Below are 25,724 nucleotides of genomic sequence, written 5' to 3' on the forward strand. Positions count from 1 at the left end.
CGTGTTCTAGGCCGCCTCACCGGCTGCAGAGTCTCGACGATGATCGCCCGAGTTTCGCACCCCGAGGAAGTTAGGAATGGGAGTGGTCATCGCCGTCGTGATCAGGGCCATGACGACCAACATCGTGAAGAGAGCGGGCGAGAATACGTGGGCGTTATACGCAATGTTCAACACGATCAACTCGACCAGGCCCCGCGTATTGAGTAGCGCCCCCAAAGCCCAGGCATCCTTCCAGTCCTGTCCCGTCCAGCGGGCCGCGAGCACCGCGCCTCCCATCTTTCCAGCGATTGCAATTGCAAGGATCACAGCTGTCCAGCACCATATGCGGACACCGTGCAGGAGATCTAAGCGTGTTCTCATTCCTGTCAAGGTGAAGAAGAATGGCAGGAGAAGCACCGAAACTACCGTATCAAAACGTGTTCGAAGTGTGCTTTGCCATAGCGGGATGCGAGGAAAGCATACGCCAGCGAGAAAGGCACCAAACAGCGGGTGTACTCCTATCGCTTCTGTTGCCGCTGACGACGCCAGGACTACTGCTAAGATAATTCCCATGACTTCATAGGAGAGAGCGGCCGTCTTCCGACGCTCGATCAACCATTTCCCGAGCGGGCGAACACTTCCGACCATCACTGCGAGATAGATGCCAAGCCACAGAAGTCGGTATGGCAGACCCATCGATTGAGAGGTGTGAGGGACTAGCGTGAGGGCGATTGCGAGAAGAATCCATGCGCTCACATCATCCACCGCTGCACACATCAAAGCAGTCGTCCCCAAAGGAGTGGACTGCATCTGCCGTTCTTCGAGGATGCGGGCAAGAACAGGAAAGGCGGTGATACTCATCTGCATCAAGGTCTCGGGACTGTGCGATCGCTATGCCAGGGACGGGATGCCGGAGAGGGAATCGACGTCGGGCCCATACCGCTCCTACCTAAAGCGTTTCCGTGAGGAGTGGGGTGACCACAGGCTCGATGAGATGGCCACAGACATTATGGGGATCGAGCAGTGGCTCAACGGCTACCAGACGCTTGCAACTCCCGACCGAACGGTAAAGGGCGTCATCATCCGAGGAAGACCGGCGCGACCGGCTAGCAAAAAAACGAAGCAGTTGATGAAGATGTTTGTGCATCGCCTATTTGAACTCGCGATCAAGTGGGGATACCTGACCCTGCAAAGAAATCCTGTCGGCCTCGTTGAGATCAAGGGCAAGGCGACGCGGGTGCGTAAGCTCATCCTCATCACCGTCGACCAGTGGAACAAGATCATAACTGACCCTAAGCTGGCACCGCATGTGAAAGTCATGATTACCGTCGCCATGCTTCTGGGACTTCGCGCGAGTGAGCTGCTTGGCCTGCGCTGGGAGGACATTGACCTCGACAATTTAGAAAGGTGGGTTCTGAGGGTTCGTCGATCGTATGTCGACAAGGATGTGGACGATACCAAAACTCCAGATTCGGAGCAGGAACTCCCTATCCATGATGACCTGCGGCTCGTTCTGGAGATGTGGCGGACTGAGCAGGAGCCTGTTAACGGCTGGCTGTTTGGCAATATCCAGACCGGGCGGCCCTTCTGGCGCGGCCAGCTTCAGAAGAATCACCTTGTTCCCTTGGGTAATAGGCACGGAATTCCTCATCTCGGATGGCATGCGTTTCGCCACACGTACCGGGCAATGATGAGGGAGCTAGAAATCCCGCTCGAGATGTAGCGGACTCTGATGCGGCACTCGGATATCAAGACGACGTTAAGCTATGGAGGAAAGACGCCGGCAGAGGTAGGGCGTCCATCGAACAAGAAGGTTGTAGAGATGCTTAAGAACAGAGCATGAAGGCTCGGCTACATTCCTACGGTTTGTAGGGTGGGTCTGAAGAACAGAGGATGGGGAGAGAAACTTGTGATCTAGAGCGGAAGCGAAATTTGCAGCGAGGGAAATTATCTTGCCCTTATTTTGCCCTCATATCCTAGCCCTCCCGTAAGTCGTTGATTCTGGTGCGCCCGGAGAGATTCGAACTCCCGACCCTTTGGTTCGAAGCCAAATGCTCTATCCAGCTGAGCTACGGGCGCGCAAAACAGGGAACTGCACTACAAGAACACCCTAAAAATACCGAAGAAAATCGTATACGGCAACTAGCCCGCGACAACTGGTTCCGGCGGCGGAGGAGGAGCCGCGAACATCGGCATCGTCTCAACGACGTCGAGTCCCGCGCGACGCAGCAGCTCATAAATCACCGGTTCGGTTAAACGGGTAGCGTCAAATTCAACCCTTACCGTCTTCTTCGCCTCGTCCAGCGCTAAGTGCCGAACCCCATACACCTCGCGCATTTTAGCCATCGCCACGACCGAGGCTTCAGTCGGAGGAACTCCATAGCGATAAAGAACGTCAAGCTGTGTCATGGCTTAGATCATATCAGCGAGTCATCTCTGCTGAATCGACAAACTCCGACTGCTCTCACATCTTCGAGAGATAGCTAGTAATCTCAGGGCTGGTCCACACCTGCGCGCCGATGAACTTCCGTCGCAACACACCTTGCTTATCGACGATGTAGGTCTCGGGAATCTGCACCGTCCCATACAGCGCATTCACCTTCTGATCCTCGTCCCGTACCGTCAGCACATCGACATGATGCTCCACCAGAAAGCGCTTATAGACATCCGGATCCTGGTCCATACTCACTGCAACAATCGCCAGCTCTGGCATCTGTTTCTGCAGCGCCAGCAGGCTAGGTAGCTCTTCGATGCAAGGAGCACACCAGGTCGCCCACAGGTTCAACACCACCACCCGTCCACGCAGCTTGCTCAAATCGACAGTTCTGGTGCCGTCCCCCATTACAAACTGCGGCGCGGGTTTATCAATATTTCCCGGGCGGCTTCCCCGGTCGCATCCCGCCACCAATAGCGTTCCCAACACCGCACTCATCAACAATCTACTCACAAGTCGCTCCACTTCCTATAATACGAAGTCGTGAGCGACCCGTCCCCCGAGCATCTCCCGAACTCTGACGTATCACCCGACCTGGAACTCTCCGTCATCATTCCAGCCCGCAACGAGCAGCTCTCGCTGCCCGCCTGCCTCGCCTCGATCCTGAGCCAGTCCGAGCCCGGCTTCCTCCTCGGCCAACAGTGGGAGTTGATCATCGTCAACGATGACTCAACCGACGACACCCGCAGCATTGCCACCGAAGCCGCCGCGAGTCACTCAGGCGTCATCGTCCTCGACGCGCCGAAGCTGGACCTGGGCCCGAACGCCGGATTCACCGGCAAGACCAACGCCTGCTGGGCCGGCGCCCAAGCCGCACGTGGCAAATACCTCCTCTTCACCGACGCAGACACCATCCACGAGACAAACGACATATCCCGCTCCCTCCGCGAAGCCGATCGCCACAAAGTCGCTTTGCTCTCCTACTCGCCTCGTCAAATCGTCACCGGCTTCTGGCAGCACGCCGTCATGCCGCTGATCTTCTCGGAACTTGCCTCCGTCTACCCCTCCAACCAGGTCAACGATCCCGCCCGCCGCCTCGCCGCCGCCAACGGCCAGTTCCTCCTCGTCGAACGTGAAGCCTACTTTTCCATCGGCGGACATCGCGCGGTCGGTAACCGCATCCTCGAGGACGTTGCCCTCGCCGAAAACATCAAACGACCACCCCGCACCATCCGCTTCCGCTACGCTCCGGAAGCGGTCTCTACACGCATGTATCGAAGCACCTCGGAGATGGTCGAAGGCTGGACCAAAAATCTCGCGCTCCTCCTCCCCAAGCCCGTCGCCCTGGCGCTCTGGCGAGTTCTTGATGTCATCCTCTTCTTCGGCTTGCCCATCGCTGCCTTTGGCCTCTACTGGCTGCAACCATGGCAGAGAAGCGTTATCCTTCTCATCTGGGTTCGAACCCTCTGGCGCTTTTACTCCCGCGTCGCACGCTCGAACTTCCCGGCCATTGACGTAGCAATCTCTATACTCGGCGTACCTTTTTTCATCTACATTCTTCTTCGCAGCGTCAATCACCATCGCTTCGGAAAATCTGTTACCTGGAAGGGACGTAACTACAACGCGGCCCCCTAGTTACCTTCGGTTTGCATCCACGCCTCTTTCAAACACGTCTAAACACAGGAATAACGATGATCTTTCTTACCCGCAAAGCCGAGTTCTCCGCCGCCCACTTCTATTGGAACGAAGCGTGGTCGCCCGAGGAGAACCAGCGTGTCTTCGGCAAGTGTGCAAATCGCAACGGCCACGGGCACAATTACACGCTAGAGGTCACAGTTGCAGGCGCGGTAGACGCCACCACCGGCTTCGTTGTCGATCTCAAAGAGTTGAAAGACATCCTCGAGCGCGAAGTAATCAGCATCTACGATCACCGGCATCTGAATCTCGAAGTCCCCGAATTCAAAAACAAGATCCCGACGACAGAGAACATCGCAATCGCGATCTGGCAGCGGCTCGACAATAAAATTCCTCACGCAAAACTGCACCGGGTCCGCGTCTACGAGATGCCCGATCTCTTCGCGGACTATTATGGTGAGCCATGAAAGCGCATCTCAATCGCCGTTACCACTTCAGCGCGTCGCATCGCCTCCACACCGAAGCGTACGACACGGCGAAGAACCAGTCTGTCTTCGGCAAATGCAACAACCCCCACGGCCACGGCCACAACTACACCGTGCAGGTTACGCTAAGCGGCCAGGTAGATCCTGCCACCGGAATGGTCTGCAATCTCGCCGACCTCGACGCCTTCGCACAAACAAACCTCCTTGCACGATTCGACCATACGAACCTCAACACTCTCGACTGCTTTGCCAACACCGTCTCCACGACGGAAAATCTAAGCATCGAAATCTATCGCATCTTCCAAAGCTTTCCCGCGGCTCATCTTGAGCGGGTTCACGTTGAGGAGACCAGCAACAACTCGTTCGACTACGCCGGCGACGCAACACCAACGCCAGGCACGATCTAAAGAAAGGCCCAACCTATGCCACTTACCCCGGCGACCATCGACGCACCATCACTCGACACTGTTTCAACGCAGGACCTCTATCGCGAACTACTTCTCCGCATCGGAGAGGATCCCACGCGCGACGGTCTCCTCCGCACACCCGAGCGCATGGAAAAGTCCATGGCATTCCTAACCCGTGGTTACACGATGAACGTGACCGAGGTTCTACACGAAGCTCTCTTCGACGTCGACTACGACGAAATGGTCATCGTGAAAGACATCGAGTTCTTCTCGCAGTGCGAGCATCACCTCCTGCCCTTCTTCGGAAAAGCTCACATCGCCTACGTCCCCAACGGAAAGGTCATCGGGCTCAGCAAAATCCCCCGCCTCGTCGATGTCTTTGCACGGCGACTCCAGGTCCAGGAGCGCCTCACTCGCCAGATCGGCGAAGCCATCACCGACGCTATTCACCCCCAGGGAGTCGCTGTCATCCTCGAAGCCCAGCATCTCTGCATGATGATGCGCGGCGTCGAAAAGCAACACTCCTCAACGGTCACCTCCGCGATGCTCGGCGTCTTCAAGACACAACTCCAGACGCGCAACGAGTTCCTTTCGCTCGTGCGTAGGCAGGGAAGTGGCTTCTAGCAGCTAAACTGGAGACTGCATGAATGGTCTCCTCGTACTCGATAAACCCACCGGCATCACCTCGCATGACGTCGTCGCCATCGTTCGCCGAGCCACGGGCGAAAAATCCATCGGCCACCTCGGCACTCTCGACCCCATGGCTACCGGCGTCCTGCCGCTGCTTCTAGGCCGCTACACGCGCCTCGCTCAGTTCTTCGGACAGGCAGACAAACACTACACCGGCCAGATCCGCTTCGGCTTCGCCACCGACAGCTTCGACGCGGACGGACTCCCAGCATCCGAACCCCTTCCGTTGAACCACACCCTCGAACAGCTTCAAACTCTGAGCCGCAAGTTTCACGGCGACTTGGATCAGGTCCCCCCCATCTTTTCCGCAAAAAAGATCGGGGGAGTCGCCGCACACAAGCTCGCACGAGCCGGAGTTGAAGTCGCCGTAAAACCCGCCCGCATCACCATCCACAACTTTGAGCTGACTTCTCTCGAAGCCGACACCGCATCCTTCGTCATGTCTGTCTCTGCCGGCGGCTATGTGCGTTCCGTGGCGCACGAACTCGGCCAACTCGCCAACTGCGGAGCTCATCTCTCCAGCCTGCGCCGAACCCGCGCCGGCGCATTCGCTCTCAACCACGCCATCACAATCGACCAGCTAAAAAGCGCCACCGTGGCCGAACTCGAAGCCCTCTTACCTCACCCCCGCACGCTGCTCCCCGAGATGCCTTCTGTCACTGTGGACGATCAAATGGCAGGACGGCTGCGAAACGGAATGCAGGTCAACCTGCCCGACTTCTCCCAGGCCCCACGGGTCAAAGTATTTACCTCACCCACCGATCTTCTCGCAATCACTCGCCGCGTCGCCGGCACCCTGATGCAACCCATCGTCGTTCTAGGCTGAAGCCACAAGCGGAAATCACTTCTTCAGCAGCGGCGTCACCAGCGGAAGAACATTCTTCGCCACAACCTGATTTCCCGCGTTCGTTGCATGCGTCCTATCCGCCTGCATCATTCCATCCACGCCGAAGACGCCCTTCAGCAGAAACGGCAGCAGAGGCACATGATACTTCGCCGCAAGCATAGCGTACGTATCGGTGAACTGCTTGATGTAATCAGGACCATAGTCCGGGGGAAGAGTAATTCCAGCGAGCACCACCTTAGTTCCACTCGCCTTGAGCGTGCCAACAATCTTATCCAGATTTGTGCGCGAATCTTCAATACGCAAACCGCGCAGCCCATCATTCCCACCGAACTCCACCACCACCACCACCGGCTTCAACGCGAGCACTCGATCCAGGCGATCAACACCATCCTTCGTCGTATTCCCGCTGATGCCCTCGTTGACGACCCGGTAGTTATATCCTTCCGCATTCAGATCCGTCTGAAGATAGTCGGGATAGCTCTGCCCGAGGTCAGTCCCGTACCCCGCCGTCAGGCTGTCGCCGAAGCAAACTATCACCGGCCTCTTATCCATCGCCGCGCTTTGTGAGGGCGGCGGCGCGACAGGAGCCTCGTTTTCAGAGACAGCTTGGCTCGAGTCCACAGTCTCAACCGGCTTCGTTGCCCTCTCGGACCGGCAGCCACTCAGCGAAAGCGCCGTCACCAGAAGAGACAAGACCGATAAAATGACTCCAGACACTGTTCTCCGCATCTCTACAAAGTAACAAAACCGTTGTCGAAGAAGGAGAGTCCCCGAAGTTGACCTACCAAACTCCCATGATCGCCGTGAAAGACCTCCGCAAGTCGATCCGCAACGGCCCCCGAACCGTCGACATTCTAAAAGGACTCGACTTTACAGTTCCTAAAGGTCAGTTCGCCGCAATCATGGGCTCGAGCGGTAGCGGAAAATCCACTCTTCTCGGTCTGCTGGCAGGCCTCGATACTCCAAGCGCGGGCAGCGTTCGACTCAACGGCACCGAGATAAGCTATCTTCCGGAGGACAAGCTCGCCCAGGTCCGCGGAAAAACCATCGGATTCGTCTTCCAGTCCTATCAACTCATCCCCACTCTCACTGCCCTCGAAAACGTTCTCCTCCCGCACGAGTTGAACGCCGATACAAAAGAAAACGGCCTCACCCGCGCACGCGACCTGCTCGCAAGCGTCGGCCTTGCTGATCGCATGGATCACTATCCGGTCCAGCTATCCGGCGGCGAGCAACAGAGAGTAGCGCTAGCACGAGCCTTCATCCTCCGCCCTCCCATCGTCCTCGCCGACGAACCCACAGGAAATCTCGACACCACCAACGGCGCCCACGTTTTAGAGCTTCTTCTCAACCTGAATCGCACAGAAGGCACGACGCTCGTCCTCGTCACCCACGATCCCGTATTAGCCTCCTACGCCAACCGGCGAATCACACTGCGCGATGGGCTCATCATCGCCGACGAAATCAATCCCACTCCGGCCGACTCTTCCCGCGAAGCCGCCCTCACCGAAGGCTAATGGCCACTCTCTCCTATCGTTCCGCCGCAAAGATCGCTGCTCGCGAGATGCACTCCTCCCGCGGAAAGTTTTTCTTCGTCATCCTCTCGGTTGCAATCGGTGTCGCCGCGCTTACCGGAGTTCGCGGCTTCTCCTCTTCTTTCCGAAGCACTCTGCTCAATCGTGCCCGCGCCATCATGGCTGCCGACCTCTCCGCAAGAATGTTTCAGCAGCCAACGCCCGACCAGCAGAAGGCGCTCGACGAAATCGCCTCCACCGGCGTCGAGATCACCCCTGTCACCGAACTCCTCTCGATGGCGTCTTCCGCAAAGACCCTCGACCCGCTGCTGGTCTCGCTCAAGGCCGTCGACCCGACGATGTACCCCTTCTACGGACAAGTGGAACTCGCTCCCTCCGCCCAGTTAAAAAACGTACTAACTTCAGACACCGTCGCCGTTGCTGACGATCTCCTCGTGCGCCTCAACCTCAAAGTAGGCGACCAACTCAAGATCGGCACGCAGTTCTTTCGAATCGCCTCAGTCGTAGTCAACGAACCGGACCGCCTGTCAGGAAGCTTCGCAGCTGGTCCGCGCGTTCTCATCTCACGCGAAGGCCTCGAGGCCAGCGGCCTCCTCGCCCCCGGAAGCCACGCCGGCCAGCGGTATCTCTTCAAAGTCCCGAAGCCCAGCAACGGCGCACCCATCTCCGACAAAGCAGTAGCCGACCTCAAGCTGAGCCTCGAAAAACTCCTGCCAGAAGCACAGGTCATCGACTACCGCGAGACCAATCCAGCGCTCACGCAAGGGCTCGATCGCGCCACAAGCCTGCTCTCCCTCATGAGCCTCGTCGCCCTCGTTCTCGGAGCAATCGGCGTTGCCATGGCCATGCGAGCGCACCTGCAACAGCGCCTCGACACCATCGCCATCATGAAGTCTCTCGGCGCACGCTCCGGCCAGATCATCAAAATCTACCTCCTTCAGACGCTTCTGCTTGGCCTCGCCGGTGGTCTACTAGGCGTAGCTCTCGGTGTCGCCGTGCAGCTCAGTTTCCCCCACCTGCTGGCCCGGCTCATCCACGTCGACACCGAGTTCAACCTCCAACCCCGCACGGTCATTACTGGCTTGGCCGCCGGTCTTCTCACAACGCTTCTCTTCACCCTCCCTCCACTTCTCGATATCCGAGGAGTACGTCCCATCCTTATCCTCCGCCGAGCCGTCGAAGACAACGACGATCCCTTCGTAACAGCCGCCTGGCGCAAGATCACAAAAAATCTAGCGCAAGTCGTCGCTGCAATCCTCATCCTTGCAGGACTAGCAGCCATCGCAACCACGCTTAGCGACTCACTAGTAGTGGGCGAAGTTTTTTCATTCGGCCTCGTCGCCGTTCTCGCCGTGCTCTTGCTCGCCTCGGTAGGGGTTCTCGCGGGCCTCCGCTTCTTCCTCTCAAAGACCCGCCTTCATCTGCCATCTTCACTTCGCCACGGTCTCGCCAATCTCTACCGCCCCGGCAATCCCTCTGCCGCCCTCCTCGCGGCACTAGGCCTCGGGGTCATGCAGATCATGACCGTCTATCTCGTCCAACAAGCGGTAGTCTCAGAGCTCCACGTCTCCGCCGCTCCCAACCTGCCTAACGTCTTCCTCATCGACATCACCAATGACGAAGTCGCAGGCATTCGCACCCTGCTCAAATCACAACCCAGCGTGACCGCGCCGCCGGAGCTCCTTCCCGTAGTCTCATCCCGCATCGTCGAAATCGATGGCGTCCCGGCAAACCAGGCAAAACTGAAAAACTTCCCCAAGCGAATGCTCCGCTCCATCAGTCTCACGTGGTCCGCCACCTCACCTCCTGGAACCAAAACAGTGGAAGGGAACTGGTGGCGCACCGATGAAAAACGTCCAGTCGTCGCCATCGAAAAACGTCAGGCCGACCGGCTCGGCGTGCACGTGGGCTCGCACATCACCTTCGCCGCCCAGGACACGCAGTTTGTCGCCACCGTCGTCGCACTCACAAAGTCCGACGGCCAGCACGCCTACTCCCGCGCGGAGTTCATCCTGCCGCAACCCGCACTCGCGGGCCTCCCGGTCGTTTGGTACGGTGGCGTCCATGCCGACCCCAACCACGTCGGCGACCTCCAGCGCGCACTCTACCGCTCCTTCCCCACCGTCACGGTAATCAACGTCGCCCAGGCGCTCGAAACCGTAAGAGCCGTGGTCATGCAGATCACCTACGTCATTCAGTTTCTCGCCGCCTTTTCCATCTTCGCCGGGATAGTCATTCTCGCCAGCTCGATCGCCGGAACCCGCTACCGCCGCATCCGCGAGGTCGTAGTCCTCAAAACTCTCGGCGCCACACGCGCACGCATCGCGACAGTGTTTTCGATCGAGTTCGCGGTACTGGGCCTCGTCGCAGGATTAGTCGGTATCCTCTTCGCAAATATCATCGCGCGCGTGCTACTAACAAAACTCACCGTCGCCTACCACTTCCAGTGGCTGTGGACTCTCGGCGCCCTCCTGGGAACAGCAGCCCTCACCGTTGCAACCGGCTGGGTGGCAAGCCACCGAATTCTTGGCCGCAAGCCACTCGAAGTCCTTCGCGAAGAATAATCGTATGATGATTCAGGAGTAAGGGATCAGTAAATGAAAGTGGAAGAGGAGCACGCGCTCCAGGTTCATCAGCAGCAGTTTGGTCAACAGGGGCACGCATTCGCAGCGCCAGCCCGCGTCAATCTCATCGGCGAACACACCGACTACACCGGCGGCCTGGTCATGCCCATGGCGATAGGTTTCCACACCATCGCCGTCATCAGCCCCAGGCAAGACGGACGCGCCATCTTTTACTCGGCAAACTATAGAGAGGAAGCCTCCTTCGATGTAGCTTCTCTAGAGCCCACCCCCCGCGGCCACTGGTCAGACTATCCCGCCGGCGTCCTATGGGCCCTCCAGCAGGAAAACATCTCTCTCGATGGCTTCAGCATGACGCTCGCCGGAGACGTCCCGCTTGGCGCTGGTCTAAGCTCCTCAGCCTCGGTCGAAGTAGCCACAGCGATGGCTCTTCAACACCACGCCGGAGTGAAGCTTCCACTCGAAAAGGTCGCAACCCTCTGCCGTCGAGCCGAAAACGACTACGTCGGTGCGAAGTGCGGCATCATGGATCAGTTCGTCGTCGCTGGCGCAGTTGCACATCGCGCGATGCTCCTCGACTGTCGCTCCCTCACGTTCGACCTTCTGCCCTTGCCCGAACACATACGTGTCGTCATCTGTAACTCGATGGTGAAACACGCCGTCGCTACCGGCGAATATGGAGACCGCCGCGATGAAGTCGAGGCCGGCCAAGCCGTTCTTCAACGCGAGCGACCAGGTGTAAATCTTCTTCGCGACGCCACCCTCGAAGATCTTCAAGCCTGCAAAAATAAGATGTCGGCATCCAGCTTCGCGCGATGCCGTCACATCATCACAGAAAATCAACGAGTGTTGGATGCACGCGAGGCACTGTTGCACGAAGATATGACCCGATTTGGAGCGCTGATGATTGAGGCTCACACGAGCATGCGAGATGACTTTCAAGCAAGCTGCGCAGAGATCGACATGCTGGTCGAGATCGCCATGCAGCAGCCAGAATGCTTCGGTTCCCGCATTACCGGCGGTGGGTTCGGCGGGTGCACGGTAAACATCGTACGTGCTGAGGCCGCCGAACAATTCGTCGCAACTCTACAAGAACAGTACGCGACGAAAACCGGAATCACGGCGCAATGTTTCGTCACCGCTCCCTCCGACGGTGCGCTCGCCCTGGCGGTTGACGGAGGCGCCCGATGATCTCTCAGGCCCAGCAAAATCCTCACCGCCGGTTCAATCCACTCAAGCGCGAATGGGTGCTCGTCTCTCCCCATCGAACGCAGCGCCCCTGGCAAGGCCAGACAGAGTCGAAGTCAACAGAAGTCGCGCTTGCCTACGATCCCACCTGCTATCTTTGTCCAGGAAACACGCGCGCTGGCGGTATCCAAACAGACAAATACACCAGCACATACGTCTTCGAAAACGACTTCGCCGCATTGAAGCCAGACGCTCCGCAATTCTCAAGCGACGAAGGCAACAAAGGACTCCTGCTGGCGGAAGGCGAAAGCGGAATATGCCGCGTCATCTGCTTCTCCCCGCGTCATGACCTCACGTTGGCGAAGATGTCGGTTGCTGAAATTCGCGCAGTAGTCGATGTGTGGAGCGAGCAATACGCAGAGCTCGGCGCTCGCGAAGATATTCAATACGTACAAATCTTCGAGAATCGCGGAGCCATGATGGGAGCCAGCAATCCCCACCCCCACGGCCAGGTCTGGGCCAGTCGCTCGATTCCTGATGAAGTCGTTGCGGAGCTATCTGGACAACGAGAATACCTCGCAAAGAACCACGCCGTTCTCCTGTACGAATACCAAAAGCTAGAAGAATCGCTCGGCGAACGCGTCGTAGCGCAAAACGCGAACTTTCTCGCAGTGGTGCCGTTCTGGGCAGTATGGCCCTTCGAAGTGATGATCCTGCCCCGACGCCACGTCACCGACCTGCAAGCCTTCACTGACACCGAGCGCTCAGACTTCGCCTCCATCCTTCATTCGGTCACAGCCACCTACGATCAGGTCTTCGACACTCCATTCCCATACTCCATGGGCCTGCACCCTGCGCCGTGCGACGGGTACGAGCACCCCGAATGGCAGTTCCACGCGCATTTTTTCCCACCCCTGCTCCGTTCAGCCACCATTCGAAAGTTCATGGTCGGTTACGAACTGCTAGGATCGCCGCAACGGGACATCACCCCCGAATCCGCGGCGGAAACACTTCGTCAGGCGAGCCTGCGAATCCCCAGGATCTAACAGGATGTATCTCCTCCCACCAAACGAATGATTCATCCAAAAAGGGAAGGCGTCGGGAGATCGTCAGCCCAAGGCTCACAAAGCTCAGGGCCCGTATTCCTGACATTCCCAACCTTGGGATCGACCTTCCATGCCTCCAGGGCTACTAGAGAAGGTCTCAGGAGGTCCGTTGGAGGTCTGGCAGAATCGAGTGGCTCAAGCCACCTCTGATACTCCTCTGGACGCAGAATGACAGGCATTCTCATGTGGATGGGCTCCATCACCTCGTTGGGATCTGTGGTTAGGATTGTGTACGTCTCCAGGGGTTGGCGAGTCGCAGGGTCATTCCAGCTCTCCCAAAGGCCAGCCATCCCCAAAAGCCGCCTATCCTTCCTCGCAATCGCCCACGACTGCGTCTTCTTCCTCTGGGGATCCAGGCCCTGCCATTCATAGAACCAGTCCGCGGGGACGATGCAGCGCCGTTTCCTGAACGCCTCGCGATAGGCTGGCAACGTCGCCACGGTCTCGGCCCGTGCGTTGGTCATCTTGTTGGCTGCTTTGTCGTCCTTGGAGTAAAAGGGAATCAACCCCCATCGCATAAGCGTCAGTTCGCGGTCGCCTTCTTCATCCAGTCTCACCACTGGTAGGTGAAGGCTCGGAGCGACGTTGTAGTTGGGGGCGAGCACGACCTTCGGTCTTACCTTCTTTGCATGGAACTCGTCAGCCATCTTTTGTTTGTCTGATTTGAGCCCATATCGTCCGCACATACAGGGATTGTAAGTCCGATACCAAAGCGCGGCACAATTCAGCGTTCCGTCCTGTCCCTCATAATTCTCCGCAAATCTTCACGAGTCTGTTCCTGCATTCAGTTCTATATGCGAGAATTCTCAGGTCAACACTGCACCCCAATGCTCGTACCTTGCCAGGAGCAACCGATATGCCCGAAGAAATCGTAAAAATTCTAACCTTTGAAATCGAACGTGACGGGGATTCAGCCGTTGTGAAATGTCACGGCCGATTCGTAGCAGGCACCACCGAAGAGCTCTACCAGGAGGTAAAGCATCTTCTGCCTCAGTTAAAACTGGTAACGATTGACTTGCAAGACTTGATCTACGTAGACAGCATGGGACTTGGCGCGTTGGTCCGACTGTACTCAACTGCCAAGCAAACCGGATGCGAGTTCAAACTGCTTCACCTTGGTAAGCAGCTTCGCAACGTGTTGAAGATGACAAACCTTCTTTCCGTCTTTGGCCAGGCGGAAGACCACGGCATCAACATCGCCTGATTGTCACATTCGGCGCGTAGATCATCTTCCAATCCACGCGCCGCCCTGACAAACATAGAAAGCATTCGGAACGCCGCTGCGGTTACTCCAGAGATCTCCAGTCGTGCAGGCTCCAGAAAGAGCTGCTCCGCCCGTGAACCATGTGCTGGTTCCCCTCTTCGGGCCAACAGTGATAGACGTGCTCGAGAAGTGAGTCGTCGCATTAGAAATCCCGCCCGAGTTGGGCAGGGTGATCGAGTTGACTGTCGCGTCGCCTGATCCATCAATCCCGTAAGAACCCTTTGGTCCAATCGTGAATCCGCCATTGTGCAGAATGCTGAATACCTTCTGAAATCTGCCTGTCGTATTTACCTAAAAGTTATAAGAGGGCGCGTTCGGAGTCGTCACTGGAACTGGACTGAGCAGATCGACGTCGCCCAGATTCTGAGCATTCCAGCCCAGATAGCTTCCGCCGTAAGGAAACGCGCCAACCGAGGGCACGCTGCCACCCTGATTCACAGACGTGCCCATCGGTCCGGTCGCGTAGATCGATCCCGCTCCGGGGAAGACTCCCCCCTGGGCCTGCCCAACCGTAATTCCGTTGAAGTAGCGGTTGTTGGAGACGTATTGGTTATACAACGGGATACTCAGAGACTGGATATTACTAGCCTGTCCGGGAACGAGAATCTGTAGGCCTATTGCGGTGTCTGAAGCTGGATCAATGTACGGCTCAACAGTAAGCGCGTTAGAGAATCCCGTAGCCGCCCAGTTAATGACGCTCGTCATCTTATGATTTCGAATAAGCTCAACCCCTCCCCCCAGAGTGACATTCGAATTGTTCCCGGTAACGTGGATGTAAGCAGGGTCGACTCCGCTGAACGCGGGACAACCTCCCGGCGCATACACCGAACCACCGATGTTTACGAATGTCATACCGAAGATGTTTAAAATCATCGCCGCTGAGGCCGTCACCGGCCCGTCAATGTCATAGCCGGAGCATCGCTCCATATGACCGCCCATCAGTGTCACGGAGCCGTTCATGACGTACATGTTGGCATCTCCGTTATAGTCGAACGAACAAAAGGAACAGTTGATTTCGTTCGCCGATTGGTTCGGAGCGTAAACGCCATACTTGCTGTTATTGACGAACTGCATTCCGAACATACTGATGTTCTCACCGCCAAACTGCCCCGGCTCATACCAACCGTACGTGTTGCCCTCCAGTGTGCTCGAACTGAAGCTGATCTGGTACGTCACACCCTTAGCCACGCCATAGGTAAATCCGCGAATGTTGATGTTGTAATACGACGATCCGAAATCGTTGTAGCCGGCGGGCGCGAAAGCGTTCGTCGTATCCCCGCCAAGCCACAGGCCGTAGGAATCCGAGCCACCCGGCCCCACAAGCTTAAGATTCCTTATGCCGCCCCACAGATAATGACCTGCCGATGTGTCCAAAAAGCTTCCAGTCACAATGATCGGGCCGTTTGTAATCGTCAAGGTGACCGTCGAGTTTTCGAAGTCGAGCATGATGCAGCGCGGCTTCACGATCTTCTTGGAAGGGGATAGGTCCCGTGGGGCACCACAATAGCTCCACAACCCCGCTCCCAAATGAGGCAATCGCGGCATTGACCTTGTCCCCAAGTTCGGCTCCTGCGAACTGTGTTGCATCGACCGGACCGCTGTTTGGCTGGGTTTGGGCATACGCCATTTCTCCCACGATGGCGAGAAATCCTACATATCGAATGAATTTGTGAATCGACATGATGACTCCTGTTTGTCATTAGCCGTCGCTTTACCCCGAGTCTATCCCAGGCTGCTGTCGCGCCAGACACTACTCATGTCCTCTTCTTTCGGGAATTCCAGGTTGGCTGGATATAGACGACGAACCGGCGTGAGCCTTTCAGCGGTGAGTAAATCCCCCAAAGGTGCTACTCCACTCCCCAGGCTGGTATGGGATTATTTTTTGCGCCTCCCCGGAGCAAAATCATGATGCCGAAATGCCCAGAATGTATAAGCCAAGGTGAAGTCCGACGGTCCCATCGTCATCCACTCGATAAGATCCTGAGCCTGATCTTTCTCTATCCGTTCCGATGTAATCGTTGCGACCAACGCTTCTTCCGCTTTCAGAAGCCGTCGTATCAGCACGCGATGACGAGATAAATCAGCGAATCAAAGCAACAGAGTCCCCGCGATCAACCATCGTGAGTTGGAGATTGCGAGGGAGCTCTCTCGCGTTAGCTTGGCCTAACGTGTGCGAGGCGGTTTATTGGTACTGTCATAGGTGATGTCGATCTTCCCGTTGTCGCGGTTTTCAAGGCTATAGGGCCACTCCGTAGTGAAGTTCCCATCCGGCAGCCGGCGACGATAGCTTGTCACCTTGTCACCGATGTAGACGCCGCCTGACCCGGCGATGACAAAGCCGCTCGCGACCCTTGAGGATGCATCTACGTTCTTTTGAACATAACCATTGGAATCAGAGACGCACCCCATAAACACATTGTCGTTGCCCTTGTCGAAGAAACCGTTGGTATAACTATCTTCCGTTTCTACGGCCGTTATGATGTTCCGTGATCCCGAGACGTACACCGCGGCCTCCGTCGCAACGGCTAGTCCATTCCAGATCACCTCACCAGAGGTGAACCGGTCATTCGAACCTGCAAGATGTATCCCGGCTGTGCCGTTCCGTTCGATCTGAAAATTCGTGAACCCACTGTTCGTGCCTTCTGTGTATACGCCATAGACGCCGTTATCGAACACATAGAAGTTGTCGAAAAACAGCATGTAATTAAAGGCATTGATATGAATCCCATCCACAGAGCAATGGGAAAACATGACCTCCTCGACATGGCCCCATTTTTGAGCATTGACGGGAGCCGTCTCCTTATTGGCGGTGTTCCACTCTGCCGGGCCGCCCGACGTAGGAGCAACGAAAAAGCAATTGCCACTCCCTCCCTTTTCAGAGTTTCCATCAAGCGTTAGGCCGGTGACGCTGAAGTTGAACGCGCCGACAGGCACGGTCAGAACATTTGCCGCGGTATGCGGCTTGAGCAACAGGACAGACGCCCCCCATCCATCGCCCTTCATATTCACATAGGACCGAAGTGTGAGCCCTGTGGTGATATAAACCCCCGCCGGAAAGTACAGGACACATCCGTTGTGCGGAAGCGCGCGTGAGACGCACGCCGACATCGCGGAGTTGATGGCCGCCGTATCGTCGGAACTACCATCACCTTTGGCCCCGTAATCAGCAACGCTGATCGCAGATACCCCGACAGCAGGGACGGTCGTGGAGACACCGTGTTCCCTGTTGCCTGTCGTCGGCTCCGCTGTCTGACCACGAATGGAGGAGGGGACCAGTAAAATACTCAACACAACTACCGACAGACAACTCAAAACATGCTTCATCGTATGCCTCTGATGATGGCCACGAAACCAGTCTAAGGGGAGCATAGCTCCAGGGATGTCATCAGAATGTCATCCCTTGAAACGTTGCCTAAATGAAAGAAGCCGCCTTAGACAGGCCGCCTCTTTCATCACTTAACAAAACTCTTAGGCAAGTTTGCGTCGGAGGATTCCGGCCATTCCCACAACACCCGTACCCAGCAGCATCAGCGACGTAGGTTCGGGAACCGGCGATGCTTCGGGCGCAATAGTAAAGTTCGCTAGCCCGTCCGGGTCATTGTTGTCGTTCTTTGCGCCCGCCCTCCGCAGGAGCACGCCGTCGTTCTCGCCAACGGAGAAAAGGTCGACAATCGCGCCGTTCGACAGGCTGTACGCCAGTCCGCCCCCGTCAAACGAATACGTGTCGGTCTTTGGCGAAAACAGAAGCAGATTGTCGTTTGGGGTGCCGAAATTGGCGGGAGGAAAGCTATTAGGCGCCAACAGGGAACCGATTGAGAGGTCGTTTTTACCGTTCGTGCTCGTTTTGCCCATAATGCTTTGGATCAGATATTGATCCGACCCATCGGAAGTTGCTGTAAAGCTTCCGTTGCCGGAGATTCCGTCGCCGCTGGTGAAGCTGAAGTCGAATGTGACAGTGTCGGCCAGAGCAGAGGTGGAGGGGAGTGCAGCTAGAACAAGGCCGCAGAGTGCGAGGGATAGCCGGGACATAAATCTCCTGTTAACACTAGGGTTTGTGATGCACCTTCGTCATGCATTTCAAGGCCCACCGTATCTTTTCCAAAACCCCACTCGTTACTCGGTATTTTGAGCTATCTACTTCGTCTGTCCGATTGTGTACGCAGAACTTTTCCTACTGTCACCCACCAAACCTCCAACCTGGTTACAGTCTCATAAATCTGAAGATATGGCTCCAGGGATGTCATCAGAATGTCATCCATTTGCCTTGTTTTCGCGGTTAGGCCAGGTCGGTCATCGCCACCGGTAATCAGCCGATTACACCCTCAATCGCTCCAACCGCATGACAGTGCGAGTTGAAAACGCGTTTTTAGCGACCCGTAAAATTGAATGTCTATTGCGGGAGCAAACTCGGAAGAGGAATTGCGCTGTTTTGAACGCCATACCCCATCCCGTTCGGATGGAAATTATCGGTAGTGTAAAACGTTGGCATCAAGAAGTCCGGGTGGGCAGGGTAGGCCATGGCCTGATCAAAATCAGCTATGGCGACAACCCCGGGAAGTTGTGACCCTGTCGTGCGAATCCAAGCATTCACCGCCCGGCGTTGCGTGGATCCTGGATTCTCTGGGCCTGGATTGATATCTCCGTTATATGGATCGGCCGCAGTCGGCACCAGCGCATCTGTCGTGCAGTATTCGGCAGGCGGAATTGTAGCCAGGATTACTCGCACCCCTGCTGCCGATGCCTGCGCCACGATGTTCGTAAGCGATGCCTCCACGGCCGAGGCCGAAACGCAGTCAATTCGAAGATCCACGCCGCCGGTATATACGATGACGGATTTGATACCGGGCTGCTCTAGTACGTCATGCTTGAAGCGATCTATTCCTGCAATAGATGAACCGCCGGAGGTCATTGCATCTTCTCCTGCAGGATTGCCCAACAGGCCCGCGTTGAGTACGCCCAGACTGTAACCGGCAGTATTGAGCGAACGCGCCAACCAATCGGTCGGCCGGTCGTTATTCTGCGTCGGCACGAACACGTTTGAAATCGGATAGGAGTTGCCGCTCCCATAATCCGAATTGTGGCCGTCCACCGAAGAACTGCCAAAGAAGGCCACTGTGCCGGCATAAGGACCGTATGCCTCGACGCTAGTCATCAGGAACCACTCTGGAGGGTTTTCGGTGAAAGAGGTCCCGGCCGAGTCGGTCGTCGTATCGCCAGCTCCATCAGGCGTTTCGAAGTTGTTTGATACTTGAGAATCATGTTCTGTAAGCGGTGGGAAAGTCCCTTTCAGATACATAGATACAGCGAGCCACTGACCGAAAGTGTACGTAACCTTCACCGGATCGGAGTCGATCTCCTGATTGGGCTGCAACGTAACAGAAGTGCTGCCGTTAAACGTGAGGGGTGCATCGTGCGTTGCATCGATTGCTGGCGTAGACGCTGCTGTAAGGGCCACGGCAAGCCGCGCAGACCCTATCGTGATGGGTGTCGTGCCGAAGTAGTTTGAAAAGTGCACCCGCTCTTCCGTAGCCCCAATGGTCGGGAGGATCATGAAGCGGAAGCTCTGCTCATGCCCACCCGGGTCTTCCGAGCTTGAAAGAGCATTCTGCGGAGACGCACCCCAGGCTACTACCCACTGCGAATCCGCGGGTGCTGACGCCATAGGCACGGGAGCCTGCGTGCCGGAACAGCCCAACATGGACGTCAGTATGGCTAGCGCTACGACCGACAACCAGGGAAAAGCCTTCACCATTTGGAAGACGCGTCAGAGCGAAAAAAAGTTTACGCGTAAACGTTATCGTGAGAGTGATCCCGAATTGTGAAGAGCGTTGAAGCGTAATTCAGCCTGCTAGAAAGGTTTCTCAGAACCGAATGCAGCTTTGGTGTCCCCGATGGGATTCGAACCCATGTTATCGCCGTGAAAGGGCGGTGTCCTGGGCCGGGCTAGACGACGGGGACGTTCCAAGTTGATGGCGTCGGCAAGCACACGCGCCACTCCCAACGCTAACAAGGCGCTCAGTCTCTGTCAAAAACTGGCGTGCGGCAACCCCGCACGGCATACTGGTAGGGATGCCCGCGCAACTCCACACAGTCCAACCGAGCGCCACACCATCGACTCGTCGCAGTTTCAGGTATCTCGACGCTCTTACGACCGCCTTCGTCGTCATCCTGCTCGTATCGAACCTCATCGCACAAAAAGTCTGCCTCTTCGGTCCATTCTCAATCGGCACATGGTCCATCGGTCCATTCGCTATCAGCGGTGCGGTCATCCTGTTCCCCATCACCTACATCTTCGGAGACGTCTTCACCGAGGTCTACGGCTTCGCGGCCTCACGACGCGCCATCTGGCTGGGCTTCTTTGGCACCGCCCTCCTGTATCTCATCGGAGCCATCGTCATCGCGCTCCCATCGGCCCCAGGCTGGCATAACCAGGAGGCCTTCTCCACCGTCTTCGGCTTCATCCCGCGCATCCTGGCCGCCAGCCTCATCGCCTTCTGTGCCGGGGAATTCGCAAACTCCTACACCATGGCCCGGCTCAAACTGTTCACAAACGGACGCAGGCTGTGGACCAGGACCATCGGTTCCACGGTCGTCGGCCAGGCGGTCGACACGATTCTCGTGATCACACTCACCTTCGGCGGAATTTATCCCGCCCGCACCCTGGTCAACATCATCCTCACCGGCTACACCCTGAAGGTCGGTTACGAGGTAATCGCCACTCCGATCACGTATCTTGTCATAAACTGGCTGAAACGCGCTGAGCACTCCGACGCGTTTGATCGTCACCAAAGCTTCAATCCCTTTTCATTTGCTGAAAAGAGCACATTGGACGCCTGAAATACGGCCCTCGAACCACCCTGGCTCGGTTCAAAAAGTCTTTAGATACATATTCCGAACCTTTCGTGAGGAGATGGTCATCTAAAATTGAAATCCCGAGCTGTAGCCAGTAAAACGTTGATCCGCAGAATCTTGCGCCTGCAAAATCTTTCTGTCCACCGCTTTTGCAACTCTCTTGGTGGCTTGTCGTCGAAGTTGTCGCTTGTGAAGGAGTAGTTCTGTGCCTCTGATTGTGAACACACCCCGCGCCCTTCCTGTCCTTATCTGCGCGGCCGCATGCCTTATCTCAGGCTGCAAGCCCGCCGCCGCTCCGCCTCCCCCAATGCAGGCGATGCCCGTCCAGGTAGCGCCCGTATCGCTGTCGCCTGTGCCTAACTCCGACACCTACGTCGCCACCATTAAGAGCCGCCGCTCCGCCACCATGCAGCCACAGGTCGACGGAAACATCGTCAAGATCTTCGTGAAGTCAGGCGACGCGGTCAAGGCCGGCCAGGTGCTCATGCGCATCGATCCCTTGAAGCAGATGGCCTCGGTTCAGTCGCAGCAGGGAACTCAGGCCCAGAAGAAGGCCCTCTACGACTACAACAAGATCGAAGTCGATCGGCAGCGCAAACTCTTCGAAGCCGGAGTCGTCTCGCGCGACACGTACGACCAGGCCAATCAGGCTTTCGAAAACTCCAAGGCCGACTACGAGTCCAACGCCGCCCTCACCGACACCCAGAAGCAGCAGCTCGCCTACTACGATATCCGCGCTCCCTTCAACGGCACCGTTGGCGACATCCCTGTCCACCTCGGCGACTACGTCTCTCCCACCACCCTGCTCACCACGGTGGATGAGAACGCCGACCTCGAAGCTTACATCTACATCCCCACCGAGCGAGCCTCGCAAATTCGCAAGGGACTTCCCGTCGCGATCGTCGACACAGCAGGCAATGTTCTCGCTAAATCGACCATCAACTTTCTCTCGCCTCAAGTTGATAACGGTCTGCAGAGCATCCTCGCCAAGGCAGATATTCCGCGCACGGCACAGCTCCTTCGTAACCAGCAGCTGGTCAAGGCCCGCGTCACCTGGAGCACATCCCCGGCTCCCACGGTCCCTGTCCTTGCTGTCAGCCTCGTAGGCGGCCAGACCTTTGTCTACGTCGCTACGCCCAAAGGTGACGGCTACGTCGCTCACCAGGTGCCGGTCACAGTTGGCGAAACCGTCGGCAACACCTATCCCGTTCTCGCCGGTCTTAAAACGGGAGAAAAAGTGATCACCTCTGGCCTGCAGTTCCTGCAGGAAGGTGCACCGGTCAAGCCCCTCGGTTAAGCAGCTGGATTCATTCATTCCTGCTGAGTCCCTCTGGACTCCGCACAGTCTCAAGCTCCACCCCGGGCCAGCCGCTCCGGTTAGAGGTCAGCCTTGTTCGTAGATTTCTTTATTCGTCGTCCGATCTTCGCCACGGTCTGTGCGCTTCTCATCGTGCTCGCAGGTGCGGTCTGCATACCGTCCCTCCCGATCTCGCTCTATCCTGATCTCGCGCCACCCCAGGTCATCGTCAGCAGCAACTACATCGGCGCAAACTCCAAGGACGTCGAGTCCGCCGTCACCATCATCCTCGAGCAGGCCATCAACGGCGTCGAGGGCATGCGTTACATGAGCTCCACCAGCTCCAACGACGGCACCTCGGCCATCACTATCACCTTCCAGACCGGGTACGACCTCGACATCGCCGCCGTTGACGTACAAAATCGCGTCGCCACCGTTCAGGGCCGTCTTCCTGCCACAGTCAACAACACAGGTATCAGCATCACGAAGGCGAACTCCAACTTCGTCTTCGCCGCTGGATTCATCTCGCCCGACCACTCCCTGTCCCCATCCTTCATCTCAAACTACCTCGACGTCTACGTCAGCGACGCGCTCAAGCGCGTACCTGGCGTCGGCGCGGTCGTCATCTTCGGCGAGCGCAAATACGCCATGCGCCTGTGGATCGATCCCAACCGCCTCGCAGCCCGCGGTCTCACCGCACTCGACGTCACCAACGCACTTGCCGAACAGAACGTCGAAGTACCCGCCGGCCAGCTTGGTCAGCCGCCCTCCGACCCCAAGCAGCAATTCCAAATGGCGATCCGCGCCATCGGCCGATTCGACGACCCCAAGCAGTTCGACAACATCGTCATCAAAAATAATCCGACTGCTGGCGGAGTCGTCCTCTTCAAAGATGTGGGACGAGCAGAGTTAGGCGCCGAAACCTACAGCACCGACCTGAAATACTCTGGCGGAAGTGCCATCGGCGTCGGCGTCCAACAGCTCTCCAATGCCAACGCCCTCGACGTCGATAAAAAGTGCCGCGCCGTCCTCGCAGAGCTCCAGAAAAACTTCCCGCCCGGCATGCAAGGCATCATCGCCGTCGACACTACCCTCGTCATCGGCGAGTCCGTCCATGAAGTCGTCACCACCATCGGCGAAGCCATCATCATCGTCGTCATCGTCATCTTCCTCTTCCTACAGGACTGGCGCGCCACCATCATCCCCGCCGTCACCATCCCTGTCTCGCTCGTCGGCACCTTCGCCTTCATCAAGATCTTCGGCTTCAGCATCAACTCGCTCACCCTCTTCGGCATCACCCTCGCCACAGGTCTAGTCGTGGACGACGCCATCGTCGTCATCGAGAACGTGCAGCGCCACCTCTCCGGACACTCCGTCATCCCCGAGCGTCACGAACTCAGCGAACCCGACCCCTACGCCCCCGACACTATCGCTTCAGAGAAGACCGGCGCCGGCATGGAGCAGACCTCCTCCGATCCGCACAAAGCCACCAGCATCGCCATGGCCGAGGTCACCAGCGCCGTCATCGCGACCTCACTCGTGCTCATCTCGGTCTTCATCCCGGTCAGCTTCTTCCCGGGAACGACCGGCATTCTCTACAAGCAGTTCTCGCTCACCATCGCCTTCTCCATCGCGATCTCAGCCTTCAACGCACTCACTCTCTCCCCCGCGCTAGCCGCTATCCTGCTGCGCCCCGAAGAGAAGAAGACAGGCATTATGGGCCTGCTTCTCAATCCCATCGAAGCCGTCATCCAGTGGGTCATCCGAACCTACGCGCGCGTCGTCACCTTCGTCGTCCGCATCCGTTACGTCATGTTGATCTTCTTCGTCGGCGCTCTCGCGGCCACGGCGTTCATGTACAACTACGTACCCACCGCTTTCATCCCGCAGGAAGACCAGTCCTACTTCCTCATCATCGTGCAGACGCCCCCCGGTGCGTCTCTCAGCTACACCACCGAGTTCGCCGACCGTGTCTCTGACGTTGTTCGCAAGAACGACGGTGTCTTCGGCACCTTCTCGGTCATGGGCTTCTCACTCGCCGGCGGCAGCTCGCCCAACTCCGGCCTCATCTTCGCCCCGCTCAAACCCATCAACGACCGCACCAAGATGGGTGACAAGTTCACCGCAAGAAACATCGTCCGCGACGTAGGACCCAAGCTCTTCGGCGTCCCCGGCGGCATCGCCTTCGCTGCAGAGCCCCCCGCCGTTGCCGGTCTCGGCACCGTCGGCGGCTTCCAATTCATCCTGCAGGACGGCGGTCGCAACAGCTTCGACGACATCTCTCGCGTCGCCCACACCCTCGTCGCGCAAGGCAATGCTCCCGGCTCCGGGCTCATCGCCATGAACACCCAGTTCACCTCGAACGACCCGCAGCTTCAGGTCACCGCTGACAGACAAAAGGCCGAAACTGTAGGCGTTCCCTTCACCCAGATCACCGCTGCCCTCGGAACCTTTATGGGCTCCAGCTACGTCAACGACTTCAACTTCAACAACCGCTCCTACCGCGTCTACGTTCAGGCTGACGAGCAGTACCGTCGCAACGCGCAGGACCTGCGCCAGTACTACGTCCGTTCAAACACCGGCCAGATGATTCCGCTCGACAACCTCGTCTCCGTCCAGCAGATCTCCGGCCCTCAGGTCATCAACCACTACAACCTCTTCCGCTCTGCCGAGATCGATGGTTCGCCCGCCCCGGGGCTTAGCTCCGGTCAGGGCAACCAAACCATGGTCAAACTCTTCGAGAAGGCTAAACTCCAGGGTATGACCTACTCATGGACCGGTCTTGCACTCGAAGAAGTAGAGTCCGAAGGCAAGGCCATCATCATCTTCGGCCTCGGTCTGCTGGTCGTTTACCTCACCCTCTCGGCCCAGTACGAGTCCTTCGCTCTGCCATTCATTATCCTTCTCGCCGTCCCAATGGCCATCCTCGGCGCGCTCTCGCTCGTCTCCCTTCGCGGTCTGGTCGACGACGTCTACGTCCAGATCGGTCTCGTCATGCTCATCGGTCTCTCGGCCAAAAACTCGATCCTCATCGTCGAGTTCGCCGAGCAGCTCCTAGCTCAGGGTCGCACCATCACCGAAGCCGCGATCGAAGCCGCCGAACTCCGTCTCCGCCCTATCCTGATGACCTCCATCGCCTTCATCCTCGGCGTCGGTCCTCTCTACTTCGCCACCGGTGCCGGAGCCTACGGCCGTCACTCGGTCGGTACAGCCATCGTCGGAGGCATGGTGCTTTCCACTATCCTCAACCTCTTCTTCATCCCGGTCCTCTACGTGATCCTGAAGACGATCCTTGGCAAATTCTCTGGTAAAAAAGCAGCCCCAAGCAGAGAACTACCCAGCCACTAATAACCTCGTAGCTCCTCCCGTTGATCGCACGAGCCATTCCTCGCGACCAACGGGAGCGCCAACCAAAGGGGTACA

23 protein-coding genes and 2 tRNA genes are annotated in these 25,724 nt (G+C 57.2%); 14 read left to right on the plus strand and 11 right to left on the minus strand.

Features of this window, described 5'->3' with window-relative positions; all coding sequences use genetic code 11:
- Nucleotides 1-6 precede the first annotated feature (6 nt).
- A complete protein-coding gene (locus HDF14_RS17595) occupies nt 7-846 on the minus strand; it encodes a cation:proton antiporter (RefSeq protein WP_183979218.1) in 840 nt (279 codons plus the stop codon).
- On the opposite strand from HDF14_RS17595, the gene HDF14_RS17600 reads away from it, so the two are divergent.
- Complete coding sequence (locus HDF14_RS17600) at nt 830-1,702, plus strand: tyrosine-type recombinase/integrase (RefSeq protein WP_183979219.1); 873 nt, start codon at nt 830-832, stop codon at nt 1,700-1,702. The two genes, HDF14_RS17595 and HDF14_RS17600, sit on opposite strands and share 17 nt — an antisense overlap.
- A gap of 279 nt (nt 1,703-1,981) precedes the next feature.
- Here the strand turns inward: HDF14_RS17600 and HDF14_RS17605 are convergent.
- The 3 genes from HDF14_RS17605 to HDF14_RS17615 form a co-directional block, all read right to left on the minus strand.
- Nucleotides 1,982-2,058 (minus strand) — tRNA-Arg (locus HDF14_RS17605).
- 63 nt (nt 2,059-2,121) lie between these two features.
- Entirely contained in the window at nt 2,122-2,388 is a 267-nt protein-coding gene (locus HDF14_RS17610) for a hypothetical protein (protein WP_183979222.1), read from the minus strand.
- A gap of 55 nt (nt 2,389-2,443) precedes the next feature.
- Nucleotides 2,444-2,926, minus strand: a complete 483-nt coding sequence (locus HDF14_RS17615) for a TlpA family protein disulfide reductase (RefSeq protein ID WP_313899612.1) — start codon at nt 2,924-2,926, stop codon at nt 2,444-2,446.
- Between the two features lie 30 nt (nt 2,927-2,956).
- On the opposite strand from HDF14_RS17615, the gene HDF14_RS17620 reads away from it, so the two are divergent.
- The 5 genes from HDF14_RS17620 to truB are packed head-to-tail and all read left to right on the plus strand — an operon-like array spanning nt 2,957 to nt 6,456.
- Entirely contained in the window at nt 2,957-4,048 is a 1,092-nt protein-coding gene (locus tag HDF14_RS17620) for a glycosyltransferase (RefSeq protein ID WP_183979224.1), read from the plus strand.
- A gap of 56 nt (nt 4,049-4,104) precedes the next feature.
- Nucleotides 4,105-4,515, plus strand: a complete 411-nt coding sequence (locus HDF14_RS17625; RefSeq protein ID WP_183979227.1) for a 6-pyruvoyl trahydropterin synthase family protein — start codon at nt 4,105-4,107, stop codon at nt 4,513-4,515.
- On the plus strand, nt 4,512-4,940 hold the full coding sequence (locus HDF14_RS17630) for a 6-carboxytetrahydropterin synthase (protein ID WP_183979229.1): 429 nt from the start codon (nt 4,512-4,514) through the stop codon (nt 4,938-4,940). The genes HDF14_RS17625 and HDF14_RS17630 overlap by 4 nt, the downstream gene beginning before the upstream one ends.
- Nucleotides 4,941-4,955: 15 nt before the next feature.
- Nucleotides 4,956-5,564, plus strand: a complete 609-nt coding sequence (gene folE / locus HDF14_RS17635) for a GTP cyclohydrolase I FolE (protein WP_183979231.1) — start codon at nt 4,956-4,958, stop codon at nt 5,562-5,564.
- A gap of 19 nt (nt 5,565-5,583) precedes the next feature.
- Nucleotides 5,584-6,456: a tRNA pseudouridine(55) synthase TruB gene (truB, locus tag HDF14_RS17640; RefSeq protein ID WP_183979232.1), complete on the plus strand. Its 873-nt coding sequence runs from the start codon at nt 5,584-5,586 to the stop codon at nt 6,454-6,456.
- Nucleotides 6,457-6,471: 15 nt separating this feature from the next.
- On the opposite strand, the gene HDF14_RS17645 is transcribed toward truB, so the two are convergent.
- Nucleotides 6,472-7,194, minus strand: a complete 723-nt coding sequence (locus HDF14_RS17645; protein WP_313899613.1) for an arylesterase — start codon at nt 7,192-7,194, stop codon at nt 6,472-6,474.
- Between the two features lie 77 nt (nt 7,195-7,271).
- On the opposite strand from HDF14_RS17645, the gene HDF14_RS17650 reads away from it, so the two are divergent.
- The 4 genes from HDF14_RS17650 to HDF14_RS17665 are packed head-to-tail and all read left to right on the plus strand — an operon-like array spanning nt 7,272 to nt 12,828.
- Complete coding sequence (locus HDF14_RS17650; protein WP_183979628.1) at nt 7,272-7,994, plus strand: ABC transporter ATP-binding protein; 723 nt, start codon at nt 7,272-7,274, stop codon at nt 7,992-7,994.
- Nucleotides 7,994-10,576, plus strand: a complete 2,583-nt coding sequence (locus tag HDF14_RS17655; RefSeq protein ID WP_183979236.1) for an ABC transporter permease — start codon at nt 7,994-7,996, stop codon at nt 10,574-10,576. The genes HDF14_RS17650 and HDF14_RS17655 overlap by 1 nt, the downstream gene beginning before the upstream one ends.
- Nucleotides 10,577-10,609: 33 nt before the next feature.
- Entirely contained in the window at nt 10,610-11,785 is a 1,176-nt protein-coding gene (gene galK / locus HDF14_RS17660; RefSeq protein ID WP_183979238.1) for a galactokinase, read from the plus strand.
- Nucleotides 11,782-12,828 (plus strand): UDP-glucose--hexose-1-phosphate uridylyltransferase, encoded by a 1,047-nt coding sequence (locus tag HDF14_RS17665; protein WP_183979240.1) that lies wholly within the window; start codon nt 11,782-11,784, stop codon nt 12,826-12,828. The genes galK and HDF14_RS17665 overlap by 4 nt, the downstream gene beginning before the upstream one ends.
- Nucleotides 12,829-12,860: 32 nt before the next feature.
- Here HDF14_RS17665 and HDF14_RS17670 read toward each other — a convergent pair whose 3' ends face one another.
- Nucleotides 12,861-13,574: an SOS response-associated peptidase gene (locus HDF14_RS17670; RefSeq protein WP_183979242.1), complete on the minus strand. Its 714-nt coding sequence runs from the start codon at nt 13,572-13,574 to the stop codon at nt 12,861-12,863.
- Between the two features lie 170 nt (nt 13,575-13,744).
- Here HDF14_RS17670 and HDF14_RS17675 point away from each other — a divergent pair, with 170 nt between their 5' ends.
- Nucleotides 13,745-14,092 carry an STAS domain-containing protein gene (locus tag HDF14_RS17675; RefSeq protein WP_183979244.1) on the plus strand — a complete coding sequence of 116 codons (348 nt, stop codon included), beginning with the start codon at nt 13,745-13,747 and terminating at the stop codon, nt 14,090-14,092.
- Nucleotides 14,093-14,443: 351 nt separating this feature from the next.
- Here HDF14_RS17675 and HDF14_RS17680 read toward each other — a convergent pair whose 3' ends face one another.
- The 5 genes from HDF14_RS17680 to HDF14_RS17700 all read right to left on the minus strand — a co-directional run bounded on the left by HDF14_RS17680 (nt 14,444) and on the right by HDF14_RS17700 (nt 20,110).
- Entirely contained in the window at nt 14,444-15,697 is a 1,254-nt protein-coding gene (locus HDF14_RS17680; protein WP_183979246.1) for a hypothetical protein, read from the minus strand.
- Between the two features lie 618 nt (nt 15,698-16,315).
- Nucleotides 16,316-17,476, minus strand: coding sequence for a glycosyl hydrolase family 28-related protein (locus HDF14_RS17685; protein ID WP_183979248.1), 1,161 nt, complete (start codon nt 17,474-17,476; stop codon nt 16,316-16,318).
- A gap of 144 nt (nt 17,477-17,620) precedes the next feature.
- The gene (locus tag HDF14_RS17690; protein WP_183979249.1) at nt 17,621-18,181 is read right to left on the minus strand and encodes a PEP-CTERM sorting domain-containing protein; all 561 of its coding nucleotides are present in this window, start codon (nt 18,179-18,181) and stop codon (nt 17,621-17,623) included.
- A 361-nt stretch (nt 18,182-18,542) separates the two neighbouring features.
- Nucleotides 18,543-19,814, minus strand: coding sequence for a GDSL-type esterase/lipase family protein (locus HDF14_RS17695; RefSeq protein ID WP_260698366.1), 1,272 nt, complete (start codon nt 19,812-19,814; stop codon nt 18,543-18,545).
- A 218-nt stretch (nt 19,815-20,032) separates the two neighbouring features.
- Nucleotides 20,033-20,110: transfer RNA gene (locus HDF14_RS17700), tRNA-Glu, on the minus strand.
- 111 nt (nt 20,111-20,221) lie between these two features.
- Here HDF14_RS17700 and HDF14_RS17705 point away from each other — a divergent pair.
- The 3 genes from HDF14_RS17705 to HDF14_RS17715 all read left to right on the plus strand — a co-directional run bounded on the left by HDF14_RS17705 (nt 20,222) and on the right by HDF14_RS17715 (nt 25,649).
- A complete protein-coding gene (locus HDF14_RS17705) occupies nt 20,222-20,989 on the plus strand; it encodes a queuosine precursor transporter (RefSeq protein WP_183979253.1) in 768 nt (255 codons plus the stop codon).
- A 220-nt stretch (nt 20,990-21,209) separates the two neighbouring features.
- Nucleotides 21,210-22,301, plus strand: a complete 1,092-nt coding sequence (locus HDF14_RS17710; RefSeq protein ID WP_313899614.1) for an efflux RND transporter periplasmic adaptor subunit — start codon at nt 21,210-21,212, stop codon at nt 22,299-22,301.
- A gap of 93 nt (nt 22,302-22,394) precedes the next feature.
- Nucleotides 22,395-25,649, plus strand: coding sequence for an efflux RND transporter permease subunit (locus tag HDF14_RS17715; RefSeq protein WP_183979255.1), 3,255 nt, complete (start codon nt 22,395-22,397; stop codon nt 25,647-25,649).
- Nucleotides 25,650-25,724 lie beyond the last annotated feature (75 nt).

The organism is Tunturiibacter gelidiferens (genome assembly GCF_014201335.1).
In the GTDB taxonomy this organism is placed as follows: Bacteria; Acidobacteriota; Terriglobia; order Terriglobales; family Acidobacteriaceae; genus Edaphobacter; species Edaphobacter lichenicola_E.